The organism is Streptomyces sp. NPDC024698 (genome assembly GCF_055559015.1).
Genome location: NZ_JBVHLK010000001.1, coordinates 447,307 through 467,690 on the forward strand (window position 1 = coordinate 447,307; position 20,384 = coordinate 467,690).

Annotated in this window: 19 protein-coding genes; 10 read left to right on the forward strand and 9 right to left on the reverse strand. The window is 72.4% G+C overall.

Annotated elements, in window-relative coordinates:
* Window positions 1-38: 38 nt before the first annotated feature.
* Entirely contained in the window at window positions 39-1,646 is a 1,608-nt protein-coding gene (locus ACZ4AA_RS01965; protein WP_467593721.1) for an MGH1-like glycoside hydrolase domain-containing protein, read from the forward strand.
* Entirely contained in the window at window positions 1,643-3,580 is a 1,938-nt protein-coding gene (locus ACZ4AA_RS01970; RefSeq protein WP_467593724.1) for an amylo-alpha-1,6-glucosidase, read from the forward strand. Before ACZ4AA_RS01965 ends, ACZ4AA_RS01970 begins: the two co-directional genes overlap by 4 nt.
* Before the next feature lie 77 nt (window positions 3,581-3,657).
* Here the strand turns inward: ACZ4AA_RS01970 and dusB are convergent, their stop codons facing one another.
* Window positions 3,658-4,824 carry a tRNA dihydrouridine synthase DusB gene (gene dusB, locus ACZ4AA_RS01975; protein ID WP_467593726.1) on the reverse strand — a complete coding sequence of 389 codons (1,167 nt, stop codon included), beginning with the start codon at window positions 4,822-4,824 and terminating at the stop codon, window positions 3,658-3,660.
* A 96-nt stretch (window positions 4,825-4,920) separates the two neighbouring features.
* Here dusB and ACZ4AA_RS01980 point away from each other — a divergent pair, with 96 nt between their 5' ends.
* On the forward strand, window positions 4,921-6,384 hold the full coding sequence (locus tag ACZ4AA_RS01980) for an MFS transporter (RefSeq protein WP_467593729.1): 1,464 nt from the start codon (window positions 4,921-4,923) through the stop codon (window positions 6,382-6,384).
* A gap of 59 nt (window positions 6,385-6,443) precedes the next feature.
* Here the strand turns inward: ACZ4AA_RS01980 and ACZ4AA_RS01985 are convergent, their stop codons facing one another.
* Window positions 6,444-7,430 carry a helix-turn-helix transcriptional regulator gene (locus tag ACZ4AA_RS01985; protein WP_467593730.1) on the reverse strand — a complete coding sequence of 329 codons (987 nt, stop codon included), beginning with the start codon at window positions 7,428-7,430 and terminating at the stop codon, window positions 6,444-6,446.
* A 100-nt stretch (window positions 7,431-7,530) separates the two neighbouring features.
* On the opposite strand from ACZ4AA_RS01985, the gene ACZ4AA_RS01990 reads away from it, so the two are divergent.
* The 3 genes from ACZ4AA_RS01990 to ACZ4AA_RS02000 all read left to right on the forward strand — a co-directional run bounded on the left by ACZ4AA_RS01990 (window position 7,531) and on the right by ACZ4AA_RS02000 (window position 10,862).
* Entirely contained in the window at window positions 7,531-8,961 is a 1,431-nt protein-coding gene (locus ACZ4AA_RS01990) for an MFS transporter (RefSeq protein ID WP_467593733.1), read from the forward strand.
* Between the two features lie 325 nt (window positions 8,962-9,286).
* Window positions 9,287-10,516, forward strand: a complete 1,230-nt coding sequence (locus ACZ4AA_RS01995; protein ID WP_467595088.1) for a M14 family zinc carboxypeptidase — start codon at window positions 9,287-9,289, stop codon at window positions 10,514-10,516.
* Between the two features lie 139 nt (window positions 10,517-10,655).
* Window positions 10,656-10,862 carry a hypothetical protein gene (locus ACZ4AA_RS02000; RefSeq protein WP_451405180.1) on the forward strand — a complete coding sequence of 69 codons (207 nt, stop codon included), beginning with the start codon at window positions 10,656-10,658 and terminating at the stop codon, window positions 10,860-10,862.
* Between the two features lie 159 nt (window positions 10,863-11,021).
* On the opposite strand, the gene ACZ4AA_RS02005 is transcribed toward ACZ4AA_RS02000, so the two are convergent.
* Window positions 11,022-12,404, reverse strand: coding sequence for a glycine--tRNA ligase (locus ACZ4AA_RS02005; RefSeq protein WP_467593736.1), 1,383 nt, complete (start codon window positions 12,402-12,404; stop codon window positions 11,022-11,024).
* A gap of 197 nt (window positions 12,405-12,601) precedes the next feature.
* Between ACZ4AA_RS02005 and ACZ4AA_RS02010 the strand changes: the two genes are divergently transcribed.
* From ACZ4AA_RS02010 to ACZ4AA_RS02025, 4 genes are read left to right on the forward strand one after another with little or no spacing between them, the layout of a single operon-like run.
* Entirely contained in the window at window positions 12,602-13,564 is a 963-nt protein-coding gene (locus tag ACZ4AA_RS02010) for a metal ABC transporter substrate-binding protein (RefSeq protein ID WP_467593739.1), read from the forward strand.
* A gap of 17 nt (window positions 13,565-13,581) precedes the next feature.
* Entirely contained in the window at window positions 13,582-14,349 is a 768-nt protein-coding gene (locus ACZ4AA_RS02015; RefSeq protein WP_467593741.1) for a metal ABC transporter ATP-binding protein, read from the forward strand.
* Window positions 14,349-15,251: a metal ABC transporter permease gene (locus ACZ4AA_RS02020; RefSeq protein ID WP_467593744.1), complete on the forward strand. Its 903-nt coding sequence runs from the start codon at window positions 14,349-14,351 to the stop codon at window positions 15,249-15,251. Before ACZ4AA_RS02015 ends, ACZ4AA_RS02020 begins: the two co-directional genes overlap by 1 nt.
* A gap of 58 nt (window positions 15,252-15,309) precedes the next feature.
* Complete coding sequence (locus ACZ4AA_RS02025) at window positions 15,310-15,726, forward strand: Fur family transcriptional regulator (RefSeq protein ID WP_467593746.1); 417 nt, start codon at window positions 15,310-15,312, stop codon at window positions 15,724-15,726.
* 115 nt (window positions 15,727-15,841) lie between these two features.
* Here the strand turns inward: ACZ4AA_RS02025 and ACZ4AA_RS02030 are convergent, their stop codons facing one another.
* The 6 genes from ACZ4AA_RS02030 to ACZ4AA_RS02055 form a co-directional block, all read right to left on the reverse strand.
* Window positions 15,842-16,687, reverse strand: a complete 846-nt coding sequence (locus tag ACZ4AA_RS02030; RefSeq protein WP_467593749.1) for an isoprenyl transferase — start codon at window positions 16,685-16,687, stop codon at window positions 15,842-15,844.
* 134 nt (window positions 16,688-16,821) lie between these two features.
* Entirely contained in the window at window positions 16,822-17,568 is a 747-nt protein-coding gene (gene recO, locus ACZ4AA_RS02035; RefSeq protein ID WP_467593752.1) for a DNA repair protein RecO, read from the reverse strand.
* Window positions 17,569-17,658: 90 nt separating this feature from the next.
* On the reverse strand, window positions 17,659-17,883 hold the full coding sequence (locus ACZ4AA_RS02040; RefSeq protein WP_467593755.1) for a hypothetical protein: 225 nt from the start codon (window positions 17,881-17,883) through the stop codon (window positions 17,659-17,661).
* Window positions 17,880-18,038, reverse strand: coding sequence for a hypothetical protein (locus ACZ4AA_RS02045; RefSeq protein ID WP_467593758.1), 159 nt, complete (start codon window positions 18,036-18,038; stop codon window positions 17,880-17,882). The genes ACZ4AA_RS02040 and ACZ4AA_RS02045 overlap by 4 nt, the downstream gene beginning before the upstream one ends.
* 176 nt (window positions 18,039-18,214) lie before the next feature.
* Window positions 18,215-18,901: a response regulator gene (locus ACZ4AA_RS02050; protein WP_467593761.1), complete on the reverse strand. Its 687-nt coding sequence runs from the start codon at window positions 18,899-18,901 to the stop codon at window positions 18,215-18,217.
* Complete coding sequence (locus tag ACZ4AA_RS02055) at window positions 18,898-20,307, reverse strand: sensor histidine kinase (RefSeq protein ID WP_467593764.1); 1,410 nt, start codon at window positions 20,305-20,307, stop codon at window positions 18,898-18,900. Before ACZ4AA_RS02055 ends, ACZ4AA_RS02050 begins: the two co-directional genes overlap by 4 nt.
* Window positions 20,308-20,384 lie beyond the last annotated feature (77 nt).

A 20,384-nucleotide genomic window follows, 5' to 3' on the forward strand; every position in this document is an offset into this window, starting at 1 on the left:
GCCGAACCGGCCGACCGGACGTCTTCGGGGAGACCTGAGTGGACAGCACAACCCAGCTCACCGCACCGCACCGGGGACCCATGGCCCCCGTGAGCACCACGGGCACTCCCGCGCACGCCTCCGGACCGCCCCCCGCGTCCCGTGCGGACGGCGTCGTCCGGGACGGACCACCCGTATACGATCCCGGCGGCCCGTCCGCGTCGCTGCACCTCAGGGCGTCGCGGGTGCTGGACGACAACTGGACCGGAACGTCCACGGTGCCCTCGCGCGGCCTGTATCCGCACCAGTGGTCCTGGGACTCCGCGTTCATCGCGATCGGCCTGCGCCATCTGTCCCCCCTGCGGGCGCAGACGGAGCTGGAGACCCTGTTCGGCGCGCAGTGGGCCGACGGGCGTGTCCCGCACATCGTGTTCAACCCCTCCGTCCCGCTCGACGCGTACTTCCCGAGCCCCGACTTCTGGCGCTCCTCGACCGCCGGGCGCGCGGCGGGCGCCCCGCGCACGGTACAGACGTCGGGCATCGTGCAGCCACCCGTGCACGCGCTCGCGGTGTGGCTGGTGCACCGGGCGGACCCCGGGCTGTCCCGGGCCCGTTCGTTCCTCTCCCGGATGTATCCCCGCCTCGCGGCCTGGCACCGCTATCTCCTGCACCGCCGGGACCTCGGCGGCGCGGGCCTGGCCAGCGTGGTCCACCCCTGGGAGCAGGGCATGGACAACAGCCCCTGCTGGGACGCCCCGCTGAGCCGTGTCGCGCCGGCGCCGGCCCGCTCCTTCCGGCGCGCCGACCTCGACCACGGCGCCGCCGAGGACCGGCCGACGGATCTCGACTACGGGCGGTACGTACGGCTGGCCGCGGACTACCGGGACCGTGGATACACCGACGGCGGCGGCGAGTTCGCCGTCGAGGACCCCCTGTTCAACGCCCTGCTGATCGCCTCGGAGCACGCGCTGGCCGAGATCGCGCGGGAACTGGGCGCGACGGGGACGGCGCGCCACGCCCGCGCGGAGCGGCTGACGGCGGCGCTGGTGGATCGGCTGTGGGACCCGGCGGAGGGCATGTTCCTCTGTCGCGACGAGCGGGCCGGCGGGCGCGGTGCTCCGATGCGCGAGCGCAGTGTCGCCGGGCTGCTGCCCCTCATCCTGCCCGCGCTGCCGCGCTCCATCGCCGCCACGCTCGTCCGCACGGCGGGCGGGCCGCACTTCGGGCTGGGCGACACGACCCGTCTCGCGCCCAGTTACGACCTGACGGGCGAGGCCTTCGATCCGCACCGCTACTGGCGCGGGCCCGCCTGGTTCAACACCAACTGGCTGCTGGTGCGCGGGCTTCGGCTGCACGGGGAGCACGGAAGGGCGGACGCGCTGCGGACCGCCCTGCTGGAGACGGCCGGGGAATCCGGGTTCGCGGAATATGTGGACCCGTTCACCGGCGAGGCCTGCGGAGCACTCGGATTCAGCTGGACGGCGGCGCTGACGCTCGACCTGCTGCACGAGCCCTCCGGGGCGGAACCGGTCGTGTCCCCGTGGGGGCGCGAGACGTCGACCGACACGGCACCCGGCGCCGACGCCGGCGGTGACCACCGCGTCGACGGTGCGGGACAGCGCGCAGGCGCTTGGGGAACGGACGCCAAGGGAGGGGACCGGGAATGACGGACCGGCATCATCTGCTCGTGCACGGTGGGACGTTCGCCGCCGTGGGGGACGGCGGGGACATCAGCGGAGTGCGGGGCGGCGGCTCCCCGGACGGGTTGTTCGTGCGCGACGCCCGTCATCTCAGCCGCTGGCAGCTGACGGTGGACGGCGCGGTGCCCGAGGCGCTCACGCCGGTCGCGGACGGCGACACGGCACGCTGCGTGCTGGTGCCGCGCGGTGGCCGCAACGAACCGCCCGCCTACACGCTCTTCCGTGAACAGGCCGTCGCCGAGGGCTCGTTCGTGGAGGCGCTGCGCGTCACCAGCAATCGCCCGACGGCCACCACGGTCCGCATCGCGGTCACCGCGGACGCCGACTTCACGGACCAGTTCGAACTACGCTCCGACCACCGCACGTATGCCAAGACCGGTGTCGTGCGCCAGCGTCAGATCCTCGACGACGGGGTCGAGTTCAGCTATCGGCGCGGGGACTGGCGGTCCCGTACGACGGTCACCGCCGAGCCCGCGCCGGACGGCGTGGAGGAGACGGGCACGGGGGCCCGCCGGCTCGTATGGACCCTCGGCCTCGAACCGCACGGCTCGGCGGAGCTGGCGCTGCGCGTCGCGGCACGTCCGCACGGCTCCCCGCAGGAGCCGCGCGTCCCCGCCTCGCCCGCCGCGGCCGGCGAGCGACTCCTCGCCCTGGAGGACGAGTTCGCGCAGGGGGTGCCGTTCCCGACCGGCTGGCCCGAGCTGGCCGCGGCCTGCGCGCGCGGACTGTCCGACCTCGCCGTCCTCCAGGTCCCGGCGACGGGCCTGGACGGCGAGGAGCTGCGGGTGCCCGCGGCCGGGGTCCCCTGGTTCCTCACCCTGCTGGGCCGCGACGCGCTGCTCACCTCGCTCTTCGCGCTGCCCTACCGGCCCGGCCTCGCCGCCGCCACCCTGCCCGCGCTGGCCGCCACCCAGGCGGTCGAGGTCGGGGCGGGCGCGGTCGCCCAGCCCGGCAAGATCGTGCACGAGGTGCGGCACGGCGAGCTCGCGCACTTCGGGCAGGTGCCGTACGGGCGTTACTACGGTTCGGTGGACGCGACACCGCTGTTCCTGGTGCTGCTCGGCGCCTACACCGAGCAGACCGGGGACCTCGCCCTGGCCCGCCGTCTCGAACCCAACGCCCGTGCGGCGGTGGGCTGGATGCTGGACCACGGCGGGCTGACCTCACGCGGCTATCTCGTCTACCGCGCGGACGGCGGCGGCCTCGCGAACCAGAACTGGAAGGACTCCCCGGGCGCCATCTGTTCGGCCGACGGCAGCCGCCCGAGCGGTCCGGTGATGGCCGCGGGCGCGCAGGGATACGCCTACGACGCGCTGCGCCGCACCGCCCAGCTGGCCCGTACGGTCTGGGACGACGAGGTCTACGCGGCGCTCCTTGAACAGGCCGCCGCCGACCTGCGGGACCGATTCCAGCGGGACTTCTGGATGAGGGACCACGCCTTCCCGGCGCTGGCGCTCGACGGCGACGGCCGCCATGTCGACGCGCTCGCCTCGGACGCGGGTCATCTGCTGTGGTCCGGTCTGCTGGACAAGGAGTACGGCGAACTGGTCGGCCGCCGGCTCCTCGAACCGGACTTCTTCTCCGGCTGGGGTGTGCGCACGCTCGCCTCGGGTCAGGACGCCTACCACCCGCTGTCGTATCACCGCGGTTCCGTCTGGCCCCACGACAACGCCCTGATCACCCTGGGTCTCGCGCGGTACGGACTGCACGACGAGGCCCGCACGGTGGCGCACGCGCTCGTGGACGCGGCCACGGCCACCGGTCACCGCCTGCCCGAGGTCATCGCGGGCTACGGCCGCGACACCCACGCCCAGCCGGTGCCCTACCCGCACGCCTGCGTACGGGAGTCCCGTTCGGCGGCGGCACCGCTGGCACTGCTCGCGGCGGTGGGAGGGGCCTAGGCCGTGTCCGGTCCGGGTGGTCCGAGGACAGGTCCGGTGTGCGCGCGGGGCGGCGCGTGCACCGGACCGCCGGCGGATCAGCCGCCCGAGGTGTCCAGTTCGGCGTCCTCGGAGATGCCCGCGCAGTCGTAGGGGTCCTTCAGCCAGCCGTCCGGCAGGACGACCCGGTTGTTGCCCGAGGTACGTCCGCGGGGCCCGTCGGCACCCGTCGGCCACGGCTGGTCGAGGTCCAACTCGGCGAGTCCGTCGGACAGTTCGGCGAGCGAGGAGGTGATCGCGAGGCGCTTACGCATCTCGGAGCCGACCGAGAAGCCCTTGAGGTACCAGGCGACGTGCTTGCGGAAGTCGATGACACCGCGCGTCTCGTCGCCGATCCACTCGCCGAGCAGCGTGGCGTGGCGGACCATGACGGCCGCGACCTCGCGCAGCGTGGGCCGCGCGTAGTCGTCGGGGCGGCCCTCGAAGGCGGCGACCAGGTCGCCGAAGAGCCACGGCCGGCCGAGGCAGCCGCGTCCGACGACGACCCCGTCGCAGCCGGTCTCGCGCACCATCCGCAGCGCGTCGTCCGCCGACCAGATGTCGCCGTTGCCGAGGACGGGGATCTCCGGCACGTGTTCCTTCAGCCGGGCGATGGCCTCCCAGTCGGCGGTGCCGCCGTAGTGCTGGGCCGCCGTCCTGCCGTGCAGGGCGATGGCCGTCACGCCCTCCTCGACCGCGATCCGTCCAGCGTCCAGGAAGGTGATGTGGTCGTCGTCGATGCCCTTGCGCATCTTCATGGTGACGGGCAGGTCGCCGGCGCCGCCGACGGCCTCGCGCAGGATCGCGCGCAGCAGGTTGCGCTTGTACGGGAGGGCGGACCCGCCGCCCTTGCGGGTGACCTTGGGGACCGGGCAGCCGAAGTTGAGGTCGATGTGGTCGGCCAGGCCCTCCTCCGCGATCATGCGGACGGCCTTGCCGACGGTCGCGGGGTCGACTCCGTACAGCTGGATCGAGCGCGGCTTCTCGGTCGCGTCGAAGTGGATCAGCTGCATGGTCTTCTCGTTGCGCTCGACCAGCGCCCGCGTGGTGATCATCTCGCTGACGAACAGGCCCTTGCCGCCGCTGAACTCGCGGCACAGCGTGCGGAACGGCGCGTTCGTGATCCCGGCCATGGGGGCCAGGACGACGGGCGGCCGGGCCGTGTGGGGGCCGATCGCGAGCGAGGAGGTCAGCGTGGGGTCCACCGTGGACGTGGGCGTGGGCATTCCCCCATTGTGGCGTACGGCGCCGGATGCTCGCACGAAAGATCGTGTAGCAGTCATTAGTTAGACACACTATCGACAACGACGTACGCTGACTCCATGCCTGAGCTCAGCCACCGTCACCGGATGCTGGTGCTCGCGATCTGCTGCATGAGTCTGCTGATCGTGAGCCTCGACGTCACGGTTCTGAACGTCGCCCTGCCCTCCATGCAGCGGGAGCTGCACGCGAGCGTCGCGGGCATGCAGTGGACCATCGACGCCTACACCCTGGTGCTGGCCTCGCTGCTGATGCTGGCGGGCTCCACCGCCGACCGCATCGGCCGGCGCAAGGTGTTCATGGCGGGCCTGGTCCTGTTCACCATCGGCTCGGTGCTCTGCTCCCTGGCCCCCGACCTCAACACCCTCATCGTCTTCCGGATGGTCCAGGCCGTCGGCGGCTCGATGCTGAACCCGGTGGCGATGTCGATCATCACCAACACCTTCACGGACCCCCGTGAGCGGGCCCGCGCGATCGGCGTCTGGGGCGCCGTGGTCGGTATCTCGATGGCCGCGGGACCGATGGTCGGCGGGCTGCTCGTCGACTCCGTCGGCTGGCGGTCGATCTTCTGGATCAACCTCCCCGTCGGCCTCGCGGCCTTCCTGCTGACCCTGCGGTTCGTCCCCGAGTCCCGCGCCCCGAAGGCCCGCCGCCCCGACCCGGTCGGCCAGCTCCTCGTCATCGCCCTGCTCGGCTCCCTGACCTACGCGATCATCGAGGCGCCCACCTCCGGGATCGCCCACACCCTGACCTTCGGCACCATCGCCCTCGCCGCGCTCCTGGGACTCCTGTGGTACGAGCCCCGGCGCGACGAACCCCTCATCGACCTGCGCTTCTTCCGGTCGGTGCCGTTCAGCGGGGCCACCGTCATCGCGGTGAGCGCGTTCGCCGCGCTCAGCGGCTTCCTGTTCCTGTCGACGCTGTACCTCCAGAACGTGCGCGGTCTGAACGCCCTGCACGCGGGCCTGTGGATGCTGCCCATGGCGGTCCTGTGCTTCGTCTGCGCGCCCGTCTCGGGACGTCTGGTCGGCAGTCGCGGTCCCCGGCCGTCACTGCTGATCGCCGGGGTCGCGATGACCGTGAGCGGTGTGCTGTTCGCCGCCTTCGAGGCGGAGACCTCGAACGTGACGCTCGTCATCGGCTACATCTTCTTCGGCATCGGCTTCGGCTTCGTGAACGCGCCCATCACCAACACCGCCGTCTCCGGCATGCCCCGCTCGCAGGCGGGCGTCGCCGCCGCCGTCGCCTCCACCAGCCGCCAGATCGGCGGCACCCTCGGAGTCGCCGTCATCGGCGCGGCCCTCGCCTCGGGCATCCAGGCCTCCGCCTACCGGGAGACGTTCGTCGCGGCCTCACGCCCCGGCTGGTGGATCATCACCGCCTGCGGTGTCGCGGTCCTGGCGATCGGCCTGCTGAGCAGCGGACTGCGGGCCCGCGCCTCGGCCGAACGCACGGCCCTCCTGCTGGAGTCCCCGGAGATCAGGGACGCGGCGGGCGTACGGGCCCAGGACCCCTCGGCCGCCTGAGGGACCGGGGGCCGCCGAGGAAGCGGGGCGTCCCGGCGGCCGGGCGGGGCGCGTCCGGGTCAGAGCGCTCCCGCCGTCTCCGCCCGGGAGGCCGCCCCGGCCCGGTCCAGGACCTCCGTCCCGGGCGCCTCCGCCACCGCCTCCGCCTCCAGTGCGATCATGTGCAGCTTCTCCAGCCGTCCGCGGCTCTCCTCGTCGTGGGGCGGGTACGTCACCATGCGGGCGCCCAGGTCGGGGGCGAGCCACAGATCCGTGTGGTCGACGGTGACCAGACCGACGTAGGGGTTCATGAACTTCTTGGTCTTGCCGCGGGTCGCGGCCACCTCGTACCGGTCCCAGTTCTCGCGGAACTCGGCCGACTCGGCCCGCAGCCGCTTCAGCAGGGTCTTCCAGGCGGGCTCCCCCAGGTGCCCGGCCATCGACGCGCGCAGCTTCGCGGCCATCAGCCGCGTGGTCTCGTCGAGCAGCACGATCGACTCGCGCCACTCCGCGTTCGTGTAGGCGAGCAGGACGCAGTTGCGGTCGGCGGGCGGGACCCCGCCGAGGTCGCGCATCATCAGCCGCGCGTAGGTGCGGTTGTACGCCAGGATGTCGTAGCGGCTGTTCTGGATGCAGGCCGGGACCGGCTCCAGCTGCGTCAGGATCCGGCGCAGCGCCGGGGTGATCACGGGGCAGTGCGCGGCGGGCGTGGGGTCGACCGCTCCGGCCAGCTGGAAGAGGTGGGCACGCTCGCTGGCGTCCAGCAGCAGGGTGCGGGCCAGTGCGTCGAGGACCTGTTCGGAGACCTGGATGTCGCGGGCCTGCTCCAGCCAGGTGTACCAGGTGACGCCCACGGCGGAGAGCTGGGCGACCTCCTCGCGGCGCAGGCCCGGTGTGCGGCGCCGGCGGCCACGGGGCAGCTCGACCTGCTCGGGCGTGATGCGTTCGCGGCGGCTGCGCAGGAAGGTGGCCAGCTCGTGCCGGCGGATCTCCCCCGCCCGGGGGCCGGACGCCGTCGCCGGTGCGGGGCGGTTCCCGGCGGTCGTCTCCTGTGCCATCGTCGTCATTCCTCCAGCCTGCCGCTCGCCGCAGCCTGTTGCCAGGTAGCGCTTGTACCAGGATAAGGAGACTCTGGTACCCGTCTGCGCCGGGGAGAAGTCTGGGGACGTGACCGAAACCGGAACGCTCAAGACCACCGTCCGTGCCCCCACGGCGCCACCCGCGCTCGGCGGCCTCGGACTCTTCACCGTGCTGCTCGGCGCGGCCCTGCCCCTGATCGACTTCTTCATCGTCAACGTGGCCCTTCCGACCATCGGCAAGGACCTGGACGCGAGCGAGGCCGTCCTCGAACTCGTCGTCGCCGGCTACGGAGTCGCGTACGCCGTCCTGCTGGTCCTCGGAGGGCGTCTCGGCGACCTCTTCGGGCGCCGCCGGCTCTTCCTCGGCGGCATGGCGGCCTTCGGCCTGACCTCGCTCGCCTGCGGCCTCGCGCCCACCGCCTGGACCCTGGTCGCGGCGCGCGTCGCCCAGGGCGCGGCGTCCGCGGCGATGCTGCCGCAGGTCCTGGCCACGATCCAGTCCGCGACCTCCGGGCAGCGCCGCGCCAAAGCGATGGGCCTGTACGGCGCCACGGCCGGTCTGTCGATGGTGGCCGGGCAGATCCTCGGCGGCCTGCTGGTCGCCGCCGACATCGCGGGCACCGGCTGGCGTTCGGTGTTCCTCGTGAACGTGCCCGTCGTCGTGCTCGGCCTGGTCCTGGCCCGCCGCGCGGTCCCCGAGACCCGCTCGCAGCGCCCGGAGCCGGTCGACGCCCCCGGCACGGTCCTGCTCGCGGTCGCGCTGCTGGCCCTGCTGGTCCCGCTCACCGAGGGCCGGGCGGCGGGCTGGCCGCTGTGGACCCGGGTGTCCCTCGCCCTGTTCCCGCTCGCGGCCGCCGCGTTCTACCTCGTCGAACGTCACGCGGACCGGCACGGCCGCACCCCTCTGGTCCCGCCGAGCCTGTTCGAGCTGACCTCGCTGCGCCGGGGCCTGATCATGATCGTGCCGTTCTCCATCGGGTTCAGCGGCTTCATGTTCGTGATCGCGGTGGCCCTCCAGCGCGGCGAGGGACTCGGTCCCGTCCCGGCGGGGCTGGCCCTCGCGCCCATGGCCGTCGTCTTCTTCGCCACCTCCCTGTGCGGACCGCGGCTGATCGCCCGCTTCGGCACCCGGGTCGTCACCGCGGGCGGACTGCTCCAGGCGGCGGGCCTCGCCCTGATCGTGCTGGCCGCGTGGCGCTCCTGGCCCGACCTCGGGTTGGTGCGGCTGCTGCCCGGAGCGGCCCTCGCGGGCGCGGGACAGGCGCTCCAGCTGCCCGTCCTCATCCGGATCATCCTCTCCGAGGTGCCCGCGGCGCGGGCGGGCGTGGGCAGCGGCGTGATGGCCACCACCCAGCAGGCGGCGCTCGCCGTCGGTGTGGCCACCCTCGGCACCCTGTTCCTGTCGCTGGTCCCGTCCCACGGCATGCGTGACGCCCTGGTGACGACCCTCCTGGTCCAGTTGGCCGGCGTGGCCCTGACCACCGCGCTGAGCCTGCGGCTGCCGCGCACGGTCAGCTGAGGGACCGGCCGGGCAGCCGGGCTCCAACTCCCGTGCGGCCACCGGCATATGCCCTGGCTATGAGCCTGCCGCCCGACCCCCAGGGGCTGTTGACACCAGTGGTGCGCCATGTCGTACTGAGTCGCACCGAAGTCGAACGGGGCGTGCCCGGCGTTGGTCCGGCGCGTTCCGTCCGGCCGACCCGCGACCGGCGATCCACGATCCGAGGAGACTCCGTGGCCGAGATCAAGATCCGCGCGCTGGACCGGAGAAGGACCCGGGACGACAGCGGTTCCGGACACTGAGCTATCCCACACCCGACGACGTCACCCGCACCGCCGAGGCCCTGACCGCCCGGTATCCCGGCCTGTGCCGGCTGAGCACGATCGGCCACTCCCGGCACGGCGTCCCGCTGCGCATGCTCAGCGTCGGGAAAGGGCCACGGCACGCCCTCGTGGTCGCGGGCGCACACCCCAACGAGTACGTCGGCGGGGGCACCCTTCTGGCGCTGGCCCACCGGGCACTGGGCGGCGAACGGCCCGGCACCGTATGGCACTTGGTGCTGTGCCTCGACCCGGACGGAGCGCGCCTCAACGAGGGCGGGCACCGGGCGGACACGCTCTTCGGCCACTACCGGTCCTTCTTCCGGCCCACCGCCGACGAACAGCCCGAGTGGGCGCCCGCCCTGCCGCGCCCACGGGTCCTGCCGGAGAGCCGCGCGCTGCTCGACGTCATCCAGCGGCTGCGGCCCTACATCCAGATCTCCCTGCACAGCACGGACATCGGCGGCACCTTCGCCCAGCTCACCCGGGACGTCCCGGGTCTCGACCGGACCCTCGCGGCCTCCGCCGAACGGCTCGGCATCCCGGTCGAGCGGGCCCCGCTGGACGCCCTGCACTGGCCCACGAGCGCTCCCGGCGTCTTCGTCCTGCCGCCGCCCGGAGCGCCCGAACGCCCCGCCGCCTTCCCGGAGAACGCCCACCGCTCGACCTGGCTCGCCCCGCACGCCCACGGTGGCGTCACCGCGGTCCTTGAGGTGCCGGTCTGGGCCGCGGAGGGATTCGCCGACCTCGCTCCGCACCCCGATCCCGAACAGCGGCTGCGGCACTGGGCGGAACGACTGCGGGACTACGCCCACACCGTGCGCGTCCACTACGAGCGGGCCCGCCCCCACCTCCCCGCGCCCGGTCCCGACCCCGGATTCAGCATGCGCAGGGCCGTGGTCGAGACGTTGCGCGTGTGCGGTCCGCTGGCCGACGGCTGGGATCCCGCGCACCCGTCGTTCACCCCGCTGCCCGGGCTCACCCTCGCCCGCACCGCCAGCATCGAGGGCTTCGCCCGCCGCACCCCGCTGCGGGCCGCCGCCATGCTGCTGCGCCTCCTGGAGGAGTACGCGCCCGCCCCGGGGACCGCGTCCCAGCGGGCCGAACTGGAAGCCCTCGTGGCGGGGTGGTGCGCCGCCTACTCGGCCAGTTTCACGGCGACCTGGGTACCGGTGGACCGGCAGATAGAACACCAGGTCAACGTGACCACGGCCGCCGTCGAGGCCGCCGAGGGACATCTCGCCCCGTCCTGACCCCGCTCGGCCCCGCGCCGGACTTCACGCCGAACTCCGCGCCGGACTCCGCGAACTCACCTCCCGAGAATCCCCGTTGATCTTCACCATGCTGCACACTCCTTGCTGCGCAGGCGAAGCGGGAGAACCAGGAGGCGTCATGCTTCAGATCAACACGAGCAAAGTGAGCCGCTGGGACCAGCACGGCCGCGAACACACCGTCCGCGTGGAGCGGTCGGGCGTCCAGCGGACCATCCGGTGCGAGACGTGCGGCTGGCGCAAGAACACCCAGTTCCTCCCCTGGCTGAAGGCGGAGGAACATCTGGCCGAGAAGCACCAGGCGACGGTCGACCCCAAGGAGGCCTGAGCCCGTCTCCGGACGGCCGGCGGGGCGCGCCCGTGCCGCCGGCGCCCGGAGAGCCCCTGGCCCGGGACGACGCGAAGCCCCCGGCTCCCTGTTCGGGAGCCGGGGGCTTCGTGCGTGCCTGGGGCTTCGTGCGTGCCTGGGGCTTCGTGCGTGCCCGGGTCAGCAGCCGACGAGGCGGCCGGCCAGGTAGCCCTCGATCTGGTCGAGCGAGACACGCTCCTGCTTCATGGAGTCGCGCTCGCGCACCGTGACGGCGTTGTCGTCGAGGGTGTCGAAGTCGACGGTGACGCAGTACGGGGTGCCGATCTCGTCCTGACGGCGATAGCGGCGGCCGATGGCGCCGGCGTCGTCGAACTCGATGTTCCAGTGCTGGCGCAGCGCGGCGGCCAGGCCCTTGGCCTTCGGGGACAGCTCCGGGTTGCGGGACAGCGGCAGGACCGCGACCTTCACCGGGGCGAGACGGTGGTCGAGGCGCAGCACCGTGCGCTTCTCCATCTTGCCCTTGGCGTTCGGGGCCTCGTCCTCGACGTAGGCGTCGAGCAGGAAGGCGAGCATGGCGCGGCCGACACCGGCGGCGGGCTCGATGACGTACGGGGTCCAGCGCTCTCCGGCTTCCTGGTCGAAGAAGGAGAGGTCCTGGCCGGAGGCCTTGGAGTGCGCGCCGAGGTCGTAGTCGGTGCGGTTGGCGACGCCCTCCAGCTCACCCCACTCGTTGCCGCCGAACTGGAAGCGGTACTCGATGTCGGCGGTGCGCTTGGAGTAGTGGGAGAGCTTCTCCTTGGGGTGGTCGTACCACCGCATGTTCTCCTCGCGCAGGCCGAGACCGGTGTACCAGTTCCAGCGCTGCTCCATCCAGTACTCCTGCCACTGCTCGTCCTCGCCCGGCTTGACGAAGAACTCCATCTCCATCTGCTCGAACTCGCGGGTGCGGAAGATGAAGTTGCCGGGCGTGATCTCGTTGCGGAAGGACTTGCCCATCTGGGCGATACCGAACGGCGGCTTCTTGCGCGAGGCGACCTGCACCTGGGCGAAGTTGGTGAAGATGCCCTGGGCGGTCTCGGGGCGCAGGTAGGCGACGGAGCCGCTGTCCTGGGTCGGGCCGAGGTGGGTGGAGAGCAGGCCCGAGAACTGCTTGGGCTCGGTGAAGGTGCCCTTGTTGCCGCAGTTGGGGCAGTTGAGGTCGGTGAGGCCGTTCTCCGGGAGGCGGCCGTGCTTGGCCTCGTAGTGCTCCTCCAGGTGGTCGGCGCGGAACCGCTTGTGGCACGAGGTGCACTCGGTCAGCGGGTCCGTGAAGGTGGCGACGTGACCGGAGGCGACCCACACCTCGGGGGCCAGGATCACGGACGAGTCCAGACCGACCACGTCCTCGCGCGACGTGACCATGTAGCGCCACCACTGGCGCTTCAGGTTCTCCTTGAGCTCGACACCGAGCGGGCCGTAGTCCCAGGCGGCCCGCTGTCCGCCGTAGATCTCACTACAGGGGAAAACGAAGCCACGGCGCTTGCTCAGGCTGACGATGGAATCGATCTTGTCGGCGGCCACGGTGCTCTCTTCATTACGAACGGACGGCAGCGAATGCTTCAGGTTACCGGCGTCGGCCACCCCCGCATCAAATCGGTTCCCGCGGGAGGCCGCTTCCTGCCGATTGGATCCACTTGATACCCGTTGCCGCGAGCCGGGCGGGCGCCCGCCCGAGGGCTTGTTGACAATCGTTTCCAGATTTGTTGAAAATGACTGTCATGAACGTACGACGACGCCTCATACCGGGGTCCGCGGTCGTGGCGGCCACCGCCCTCGGCCTCGGCTCGCTCACCGCCTGCTCGGGTTCCGCCTCGGCCGATGCCCGCGACGACGGCAGACTCGACGTGGTCGCGTCGTTCTACCCGCTCCAGTACCTCGCCGAGGAGATCGGCGGGAACCACGTGGACGTCACGAACCTGACCCGGCCGGGCCAGGAGCCGCACGACCTGGAGATCAGCGCCCGGGAGACCGCGCGGCTCCAGGACGCGGACGCGGTGCTCTACCTCAGGAACCTCCAGCCGGCCGTCGACGACGCGGTGGCCCAGTCCGGCGTGCGGACCAAGGTCGACGCGGCCTCGCTGACGACGCTGGAGAAGCACGGCAACGAGGTCGGCGGACACGCCGCCGCCCACGACAGCGGCGAGGGCGAGGACACCGGCGCCACCGACCCGCACATCTGGCTCGATCCCGTGCGCTTCGCCCAGGTCGCCGAGGGCGTGTCGGCCGCGCTGAAGAAGGCCGACCCGCAGGACGCCGCGGACTACGACGAGAACATGGCCGCGCTGCGGAAGAAGTTCGCCGCGCTCGACACCGAGTTCCGCGACGGACTCGCGAACACGAGGACCAAGACCTTCATCACCACCCACGCCGCGTTCGGCTATCTCGCCGAGCGCTACGGGCTCACCGAGGAGGCCGTCAACGGCCTCGACCCCGAGTCGGAGCCCAGCGCGAACCGGGTGAAGGGGCTGGAGAACCTGGCGAAGGCCGACGGCGTCACGACGGTGTTCTACGAGACGCTCGTCAGCGACAGGACGGCCGGCACGATCGCCCGGGACGTGGGGCTGCGGACGGATGTCCTCGACCCCCTCGAAGGCATCACGGACAAGTCCAGGGGCAGCGACTACATGCAGGTCATGCGGTCGAACCTGAAGGCACTCCAGACCGCTCTCGGGACCAGGTGATCACTGTGGAGGACGTCATGAGCGAAGCCGTCGTGTCCCTGCGGGGCGTCCGCGCGGAGCTGGGCACGCGCCCGGTCCTGCGCGGCATGGACCTGACCGTGCGGCGCGGGGAGGTCGTGGCGCTGCTCGGCGCGAACGGCTCCGGCAAGTCGACCGCCGTGCGCAGCATCATCGGCCAGGTGGCCGTCAGCTCCGGCGAGATCGAGATCTTCGGCGTTCCGCGCCGCCGCTTCCGCGACTGGCACCGGCTGGGCTACGTCCCGCAGCGGACCACGGCCGCGGGCGGTGTGCCGGCGACGGTCACCGAGATCGTCGCCTCGGGACGGCTCTCCCGCGCCCGCTTCGGCATCCTGCGCAAGGCCGATCACGCGGCCGTACGGCGGTCGCTCGAGCTCGTCGGGATGGCCGACCGCGCCAAGGACTCCGTGAACGCCCTGTCGGGCGGACAGCACCAGCGGGTCCTCATCGCCCGCGCGCTGGCCTCGGAACCCGAACTGCTGATCATGGACGAGCCGATGGCCGGCGTGGACCTGGCCAGCCAGGAGGTGCTGGCCGCGACCCTGCGCGACCAGGTCGCCCAGGGCACGTCCGTACTGCTCGTCCTGCACGAGCTGGGCCCGCTGGAGCCGCTGATCGACCGCGCCGTCGTGCTGCGGGACGGCTGCGTCCTGCACGACGGCCCGCCGCCGAGAGCCGTCGGCCAGCACGCCCTGCCCGGCCACGACCACGTACACCCGCACGCGGCCCACGACGCCGAACCCCTCAGGACGGGACTGCTCAGCTGATGGACATCCTCGACTACGCCTTCATGCAGCGGGCGCTGCTCGCCGCCGTCCTGGTGGGCGTCATCGCCCCCGCGGTCGGCATCTACCTGGTCCAGCGCCGTCAGGCCCTGATGGGCGACGGCATCGGCCATGTGGCGATGACGGGCGTCGGCCTCGGCTTCCTGCTCAACACGTCACCCGTGTGGATGGCCACGGCCGTCTCCGTGCTGGGCGCCGTGCTCATGGAGCTGATCCGCTGGTACGGCAGGACGCGCGGGGACATCGCCCTGGCCATGCTCTTCTACGGGGGCATGGCGGGCGGCGTCATGTTCATCAACCTCGCGCCGGGCGGCTCGAACGCCAACCTGACCTCGTACCTCTTCGGCTCGCTGTCGACGGTGAGCGAGTCCGACGTGACGGCGATCTGCCTGCTGGCCGCCTTCGTCATGGCGGTCACGCTGGGCCTGCGCCGCCAGCTGTTCGCGGTCAGCCAGGACGAGGAGTTCGCCCGGGTGACCGGTCTGCCGGTGCGGGCGCTGAACCTGCTGACGGCGGTCACGGCGGCCGTCACGGTCACCGTCGCGATGCGGGTGGTCGGCCTGCTGCTGGTGAGCGCGCTGATGGTGGTGCCGGTCGCGGCGGCCCAGCAGCTCACCCGGAGCTTCGCGGCGACCTTCGCCATCGCGGTGGCGATCGGGGTGAGCGTGACGATCGGCGGCACGGTGACGTCGTTCTACCAGGACGTTCCGCCCGGCTCGACGATCGTCCTGCTGACGATCGGCGCCTTCGTCGCCCTGACGGCGCTGGCCTCGCCGCTGGCCCGGCGCCGGGCCCGCGCCCTGGCCGCCGCGCAGACCGCGGGAGACCCGGCGGAGTGCGCGATTCCGGCCACCCGTGGCCCGGAGAGCACCGTCGGCGTCTGACCACGTCCCGCCCGGACTGGCACAATGGCCGGGCAAGGGCAGACGCGAGGAGGCAACGGTGACAACCGCTGGATCGCCCGTCCGGGGCCGCTCCACCCGGCAGCGTGCCGCCGTGGCGGCGGCGCTCGACGAGGTGACCGAGTTCCGCAGCGCGCAGGAGCTCCACGACATGCTCAAGCACAAGGGCGACTCGGTCGGGCTCACCACCGTCTACCGCACGCTCCAGTCCCTCGCCGACGCCGGCGAGGTCGACGTGCTGCGCACCTCGGAGGGCGAGTCCGTCTACCGGCGCTGCTCCACCGGCGAGCACCACCACCACCTCGTCTGCCGCGTCTGCGGCAAGGCGGTGGAGGTGGAGGGCCCGGCGGTCGAGAAGTGGGCGGAGGCCATCGCCGCGGAGCACGGCTATGTGAACGTGGCCCACACGGTGGAGATCTTCGGCACGTGCGCGGAGTGCGCCACGGCCGGCGCCTGAAGCCCGGAGCGGATCGGACGCGCGTCGGATCGCGGTCGAGGATCGCCCGCGGCCGGTCGACGTCCCCGGGAGCGCGGACGGCCCGCTCGGGCGGCTCGGCCGCGGGTGGCGGGGGTCAGGAGCCGTCGCCCCTCATGTCCCGCTCCATCGCGAGCAGTTGCTCGTTGGGGACGGCCCCGCCGAAGCGGCGGTCGCGCTGGGCGTACTCGACGCAGGCCCGCCACAGGTCGCGCCGGTCGAAGTCGGGCCACAGGACGTCCTGGAAGACCATCTCGGCGTAGGCGCTCTGCCAGAGAAGGTAGTTCGAGGTGCGCTGCTCGCCGCTCGGGCGCAGGAACAGGTCCACGTCCGGCATGTCCGGGTAGTACATGTACTTCTGGATGGTCTTCTCGTTGACCTTGGACGGGTCCAGGAGGCCGGCCTTCACGTCCTCGGCCATCGCCTGCGCCGCGTCGGCGATCTCGGCACGGCCTCCGTAGTTCATGCAGAAGTACAGGGTGAGCCGGTCGTTGTCCTTGGTCTGCTCCTGGGCGATCTGGAGCTCCTTGGCGACCGACTTCCACAGCTTGGGCATGCGTCCCACCCAGCGGACCCGGATGCCGAGCTCGTCGAGCTGGTCGCGGGTCTTGCGGATGAAGTCGCGGTTGAAGTTCATCAGGAAGCGCACCTCGTCGGGCGAGCGCTTCCAGTTCTCGGTGGAGAAGGCGTACAGGGAGATGCTCCCGACACCGACCTCGATCGAGCCCTGGAGGACGTCGAGGACGCGCTCGGCGCCGACCTTGTGGCCCTCGGTGCGGGGCAGCCCGCGCTCCTTGGCCCAGCGGCCGTTCCCGTCCATGACGATCGCCACATGCTCCGGGACGAGCTCGCCGGGGAGTTTGGGCGCGCGGGCACCGGAGGGGTGCGGTTCCGGCGCCTTGTACTCGCGGCGCCTGCGGCCCAGGATCCCGCGTACGACCATGTGTCTCTCGTCTCCCTCTGACGTGCTCGCGTGCGCCGGGCGCTCGCCTCGCTCTGCCTGCTTTTTTCCGTGCTGTTCTCGCGCGCTCGTGCCGAGCCCGCGCGTTGTCGCCGCCCCGGCCCCCCGGGTCGGCGCTACTTCTCCACGTACCGCAGGGAGCGCAGTCCGCGCTCCAGATGCCAGTGGAGATAGGCCGACACCAGCCCGCTGCCCTCCCGGACGTGCCGCGGCTCGGACGCGTCCGCGGTCTCCCAGTCTCCCGTGAGCAGCGCGCCGAGGAGTTCGAGGGCCTGAGGCGAGGGTACGACGCTGCCGGGCACCCGGCAGTCGGCGCAGACGGTTCCTCCCGCCGCGACCGAGAAGAAGCGGTTCGGTCCCGGCATGCCGCATTTGGCACAGTCGCTGAAGCTGGGCGCGTAGCCGTTGACCGCGAGGGAGCGCAGCAGGAAGGCGTCGAGGACGAGGTGCGGTTCGTGCTCACCGCGGGCGAGGGTACGAAGCCCGCCGACCAGCAGCAGATACTGCTGCACCGCGGGCTCCCCCTCGTGGTCGGTGAAGCGCTCGGCGGTCTCCAGCATCGCGGTGCCGGCGGTGTAGCGGGGGTAGTCGGTGACGATGCCGCCACCGTACGGAGCGATCGTCTCGCTCTGGGTGCACAGGGGCAGCCCGCGGCCGATCAGTTCACTGCCCCGCGCGAAGAACTGCACGTCCACGTGGGAGAAGGGTTCGAGGCGCGCCCCGAACTTCGACTTGGTGCGCCGGACCCCGCGTGCGACCGCCCGTACCCGGCCGTGACCGCGTGTGAGCAGCGTGATGATCCGGTCCGCCTCACCCAGCTTCTGGGTGCGCAGCACGATGCCGTCGTCGCGGAACAGACTCATGCGGCCATTCTCGCCTACGACGCGGTCAGCCAGGCCCGGACGGTTCGTACGGTGTCCGGGACCTCTCCGGCCCGGGTGGCACCCGGCCCCTCAGGTCGCCTCGCCGCGGGTGCGCGCGTCGGCGTACGCGGCCGCCGCGCCGGTCCGCTCCGCCGTGGTGGCCTGCCGCACGGCCTCGGGCAGGCAGTCCCACTCCCTGCCGCCGCCGAGCGGTCTCAGCTGCACGTACGGCCCCTCGTGCCCCATGACCACGCCGATCCTCCCCGTGCGGGTGTCGACGGCGCAGGAGCCGGCCGGCGGCGCCGCGGCCTTCATCGCGGGGCCGCCGCGAGCCGGGTGGCTGCCTCGGCGGAGCAGCCGCCCAGGGTGACCGGTGGAGCGGGGGTCTCGCGCGCCACGCTCGCCGGACCGGCCCGCAGGGACGGCGAGGTGATTCCGGCCCGTGCGAGCGTCGTCCGTAAGTCCTGCACAGTTTCCTCCGCCTCTTCGACGCGGTGCGCCGAGTGCCGGAATTCTTCGGTCCAGTAACTGGAACGACGCAGGAGGACGCGGGTTTCACCCAAGTGAGGCCGGGGGCGCGGGTTTTCGTCTCCGGGGGCGCCGTATCGGCCAGTTCGAACGGGTCCTGGACAGCGAGCCGCCGGGCTCAGGGCGTTCGCGTCGGCCGGGTCACCGACACCAGCCCAGCCTCGTACGCGATGATCACCAGGTGAACGCGGTCGCGCGCGTCCAGCTTCGAGAGCAGCCGGGTGAGATACGTCTTCGCCGTGGCCACGCTGATGAAGAGCCGCTCGGCGATCTCGGTGTTGGACAGCCCGCTGCCGACCAGCGTGAGGACCTCGCGCTCCCGCTCGGTAATCCCCTTCAACTCGGAGCTCCCCCGGGTCAGTTCGGGGCGGGCGGCGGTGAAGTCCTGGATGAGCCGCCGGGTGACTCCGGGGGCGATGAGGGCGTCCCCTTCCGCCACCACCCGCACGGCCGCGAGGATGTCGTCCAGGCCCATGTCCTTGACCAGGAATCCGGACGCGCCGGCGCGCAGCGCCCCGTAGACGTAGTCGTCGTCGTCGAAGGTGGTGAGGACGACGATCCTGGTCGGGCTCGCCGGTGCTCCGGTGTCCGCCGTGATGCGGCGGGTCGCCTCGATGCCGTTCATGCCGGGCATGCGGATGTCCATGACGACGACGTCGGGGCGCAGTTCTCCGGCGAGCGCCACCGCCTCCTCGCCGTTCTCGGCCTCGCCGACCACCTCGATGTCGGCGATGTCGGCGATGACCATGCGCAGGGCCGTGCGAATGAGCTGCTGGTCGTCGGCGAGGACCACGCGTACCGTCATCGGGCGTCCGCCCCACCGGTGGCCGGGAGCGGAAGGCGGGCGCTCACCCGGAATCCGCCCTCGGGGCGCGGGCCCGCGGTGAACTCGCCGTGCAGCAGGGCGGCCCGCTCGCGCATGCCGATGAGGCCGAATCCGGTGTCCGTGGCGCTGCCCCTGCCCCGGCCCTCGTCGGTGATCTCGACCGCGACCTCGGTGTCCCGGTGGTCGACGGTCACCCGGCAGACGGTCGTCGCCGCGTGGCGTAAGACGTTGGTGATGGACTCCTGGACGATCCGGAACGCCGACAGGTCGACGTCCGCCGGGAGTTGACGCCGTTCGCCGGTCCAGTGGATGTCCACGCGGACCCCGGCCGCGGTCGCTGCGGCGGCGAGGCGGTCGAGGTCGGCCAGCCCCTCGGCGGGGTGCGCCGGCACGGACCGCGCGGTGCCGAAGCGGTCGTCGTCGGCGGCCCCGGTGAGGTCCGTCGCCGCGGGTCCGCGGGCCGGGCCCGGCGTGGCCGATTCGCTGTCCTCGCCCGGACCGTCAAGTCCGTTGGACGCAACGGAGGTTCGGTCGCCCGGGTCTGCGGACGAGCCGGGCCGCCCGTCCGGGTCCGTCCGGACGGACCGGTCCTGTCCGTCCCCCTGGTCCGCCGCCCGCAGCGCGACGAGCATGCGGCGCAGCCCGGCGAGGGTCTCCCGGCCCGCCGTCTCGACCGCGGCCATCGCCTCCCGGGCGGCGTCCGGCTGGGTGTGCGCGACCCGGGCGGCCGCGCCCGCCTGGAGGGCGATGATGCCGATGCTGTGGGCGACCATGTCGTGCATCTCACGGGCGATGCGCAGACGTTCGTCGGTGACGGCCTGGCCGGCGGCCCGGACGCGCAGCTGCTCGGCGTGGACCCGGGTACGGCGGGAGGCGTCCCCGAGCAGCCAGGCGACGACGACCGTCAGCGCCACGGTCAGCTCGACGAGCGTGCCGATCCCCCAGCCCTGCACCAGCCGTCCCGACAGCCACGCGACCAGGACGGCGAGCGCCATCGCGAGCCCGGTCACTCCGGTGCGGCGGGAGCGGCCGGCCGCGATGAAGTACAGGGCGACGTCGACGGCGAGGTACTGGGCGAGCTGGATCGCCGCGACGGCGAGGTTGGTGGTGAACAGGGCGCCCGCCGCCAGCAGCAGGGTCAGCGCGGCCAGGGGCCGGCGGCCGAGCCAGGCGCTGCCGGCCAGGGCCAGGACGCAGGCCACGGTGAAGAACAGCAGGCCGTCCCAGCGGTAGAACTGGGCGGCGGCCATCTCGTTCGGCCCGTTCTGGCCGGGCAGCCTGATCCGGGCAAGGACCGTGAACACGGTGCTGGCGCACCAGGCCAGGGCCACCCAGGCGCCGGGCGGAACACGCTTGAGCGGGGGAAGCGACGGCGTGACATGCATGAGCCCGATCGTAGGCAGACGGCCCGGAGCGGGCATCGGACCGGGGACGTACGACCGGGGTCGACACCGCCGGCCGG

Bases quoted from the DNA above. Each gene is read 5' to 3' on its own strand.
- ACZ4AA_RS01970 (WP_467593724.1), top strand. From the start codon at position 1,643: ATGACGGACCGGCATCATCTGCTCGTGCACGGTGGGACGTTCGCCGCC.
- dusB (WP_467593726.1), bottom strand. From the start codon at position 4,824: ATGCCCACGCCCACGTCCACGGTGGACCCCACGCTGACCTCCTCGCTC.
- ACZ4AA_RS01980 (WP_467593729.1), top strand. From the start codon at position 4,921: ATGCCTGAGCTCAGCCACCGTCACCGGATGCTGGTGCTCGCGATCTGC.
- ACZ4AA_RS01985 (WP_467593730.1), bottom strand. From the start codon at position 7,430: ATGACGACGATGGCACAGGAGACGACCGCCGGGAACCGCCCCGCACCG.
- ACZ4AA_RS02000 (WP_451405180.1), top strand. From the start codon at position 10,656: ATGCTTCAGATCAACACGAGCAAAGTGAGCCGCTGGGACCAGCACGGC.
- ACZ4AA_RS02010 (WP_467593739.1), top strand. From the start codon at position 12,602: ATGAACGTACGACGACGCCTCATACCGGGGTCCGCGGTCGTGGCGGCC.
- ACZ4AA_RS02015 (WP_467593741.1), top strand. From the start codon at position 13,582: ATGAGCGAAGCCGTCGTGTCCCTGCGGGGCGTCCGCGCGGAGCTGGGC.
- ACZ4AA_RS02020 (WP_467593744.1), top strand. From the start codon at position 14,349: ATGGACATCCTCGACTACGCCTTCATGCAGCGGGCGCTGCTCGCCGCC.
- ACZ4AA_RS02030 (WP_467593749.1), bottom strand. From the start codon at position 16,687: ATGGTCGTACGCGGGATCCTGGGCCGCAGGCGCCGCGAGTACAAGGCG.
- recO (WP_467593752.1), bottom strand. From the start codon at position 17,568: ATGAGTCTGTTCCGCGACGACGGCATCGTGCTGCGCACCCAGAAGCTG.
- ACZ4AA_RS02040 (WP_467593755.1), bottom strand. From the start codon at position 17,883: ATGAAGGCCGCGGCGCCGCCGGCCGGCTCCTGCGCCGTCGACACCCGC.
- ACZ4AA_RS02050 (WP_467593761.1), bottom strand. From the start codon at position 18,901: ATGACGGTACGCGTGGTCCTCGCCGACGACCAGCAGCTCATTCGCACG.
- ACZ4AA_RS02055 (WP_467593764.1), bottom strand. From the start codon at position 20,307: ATGCATGTCACGCCGTCGCTTCCCCCGCTCAAGCGTGTTCCGCCCGGC.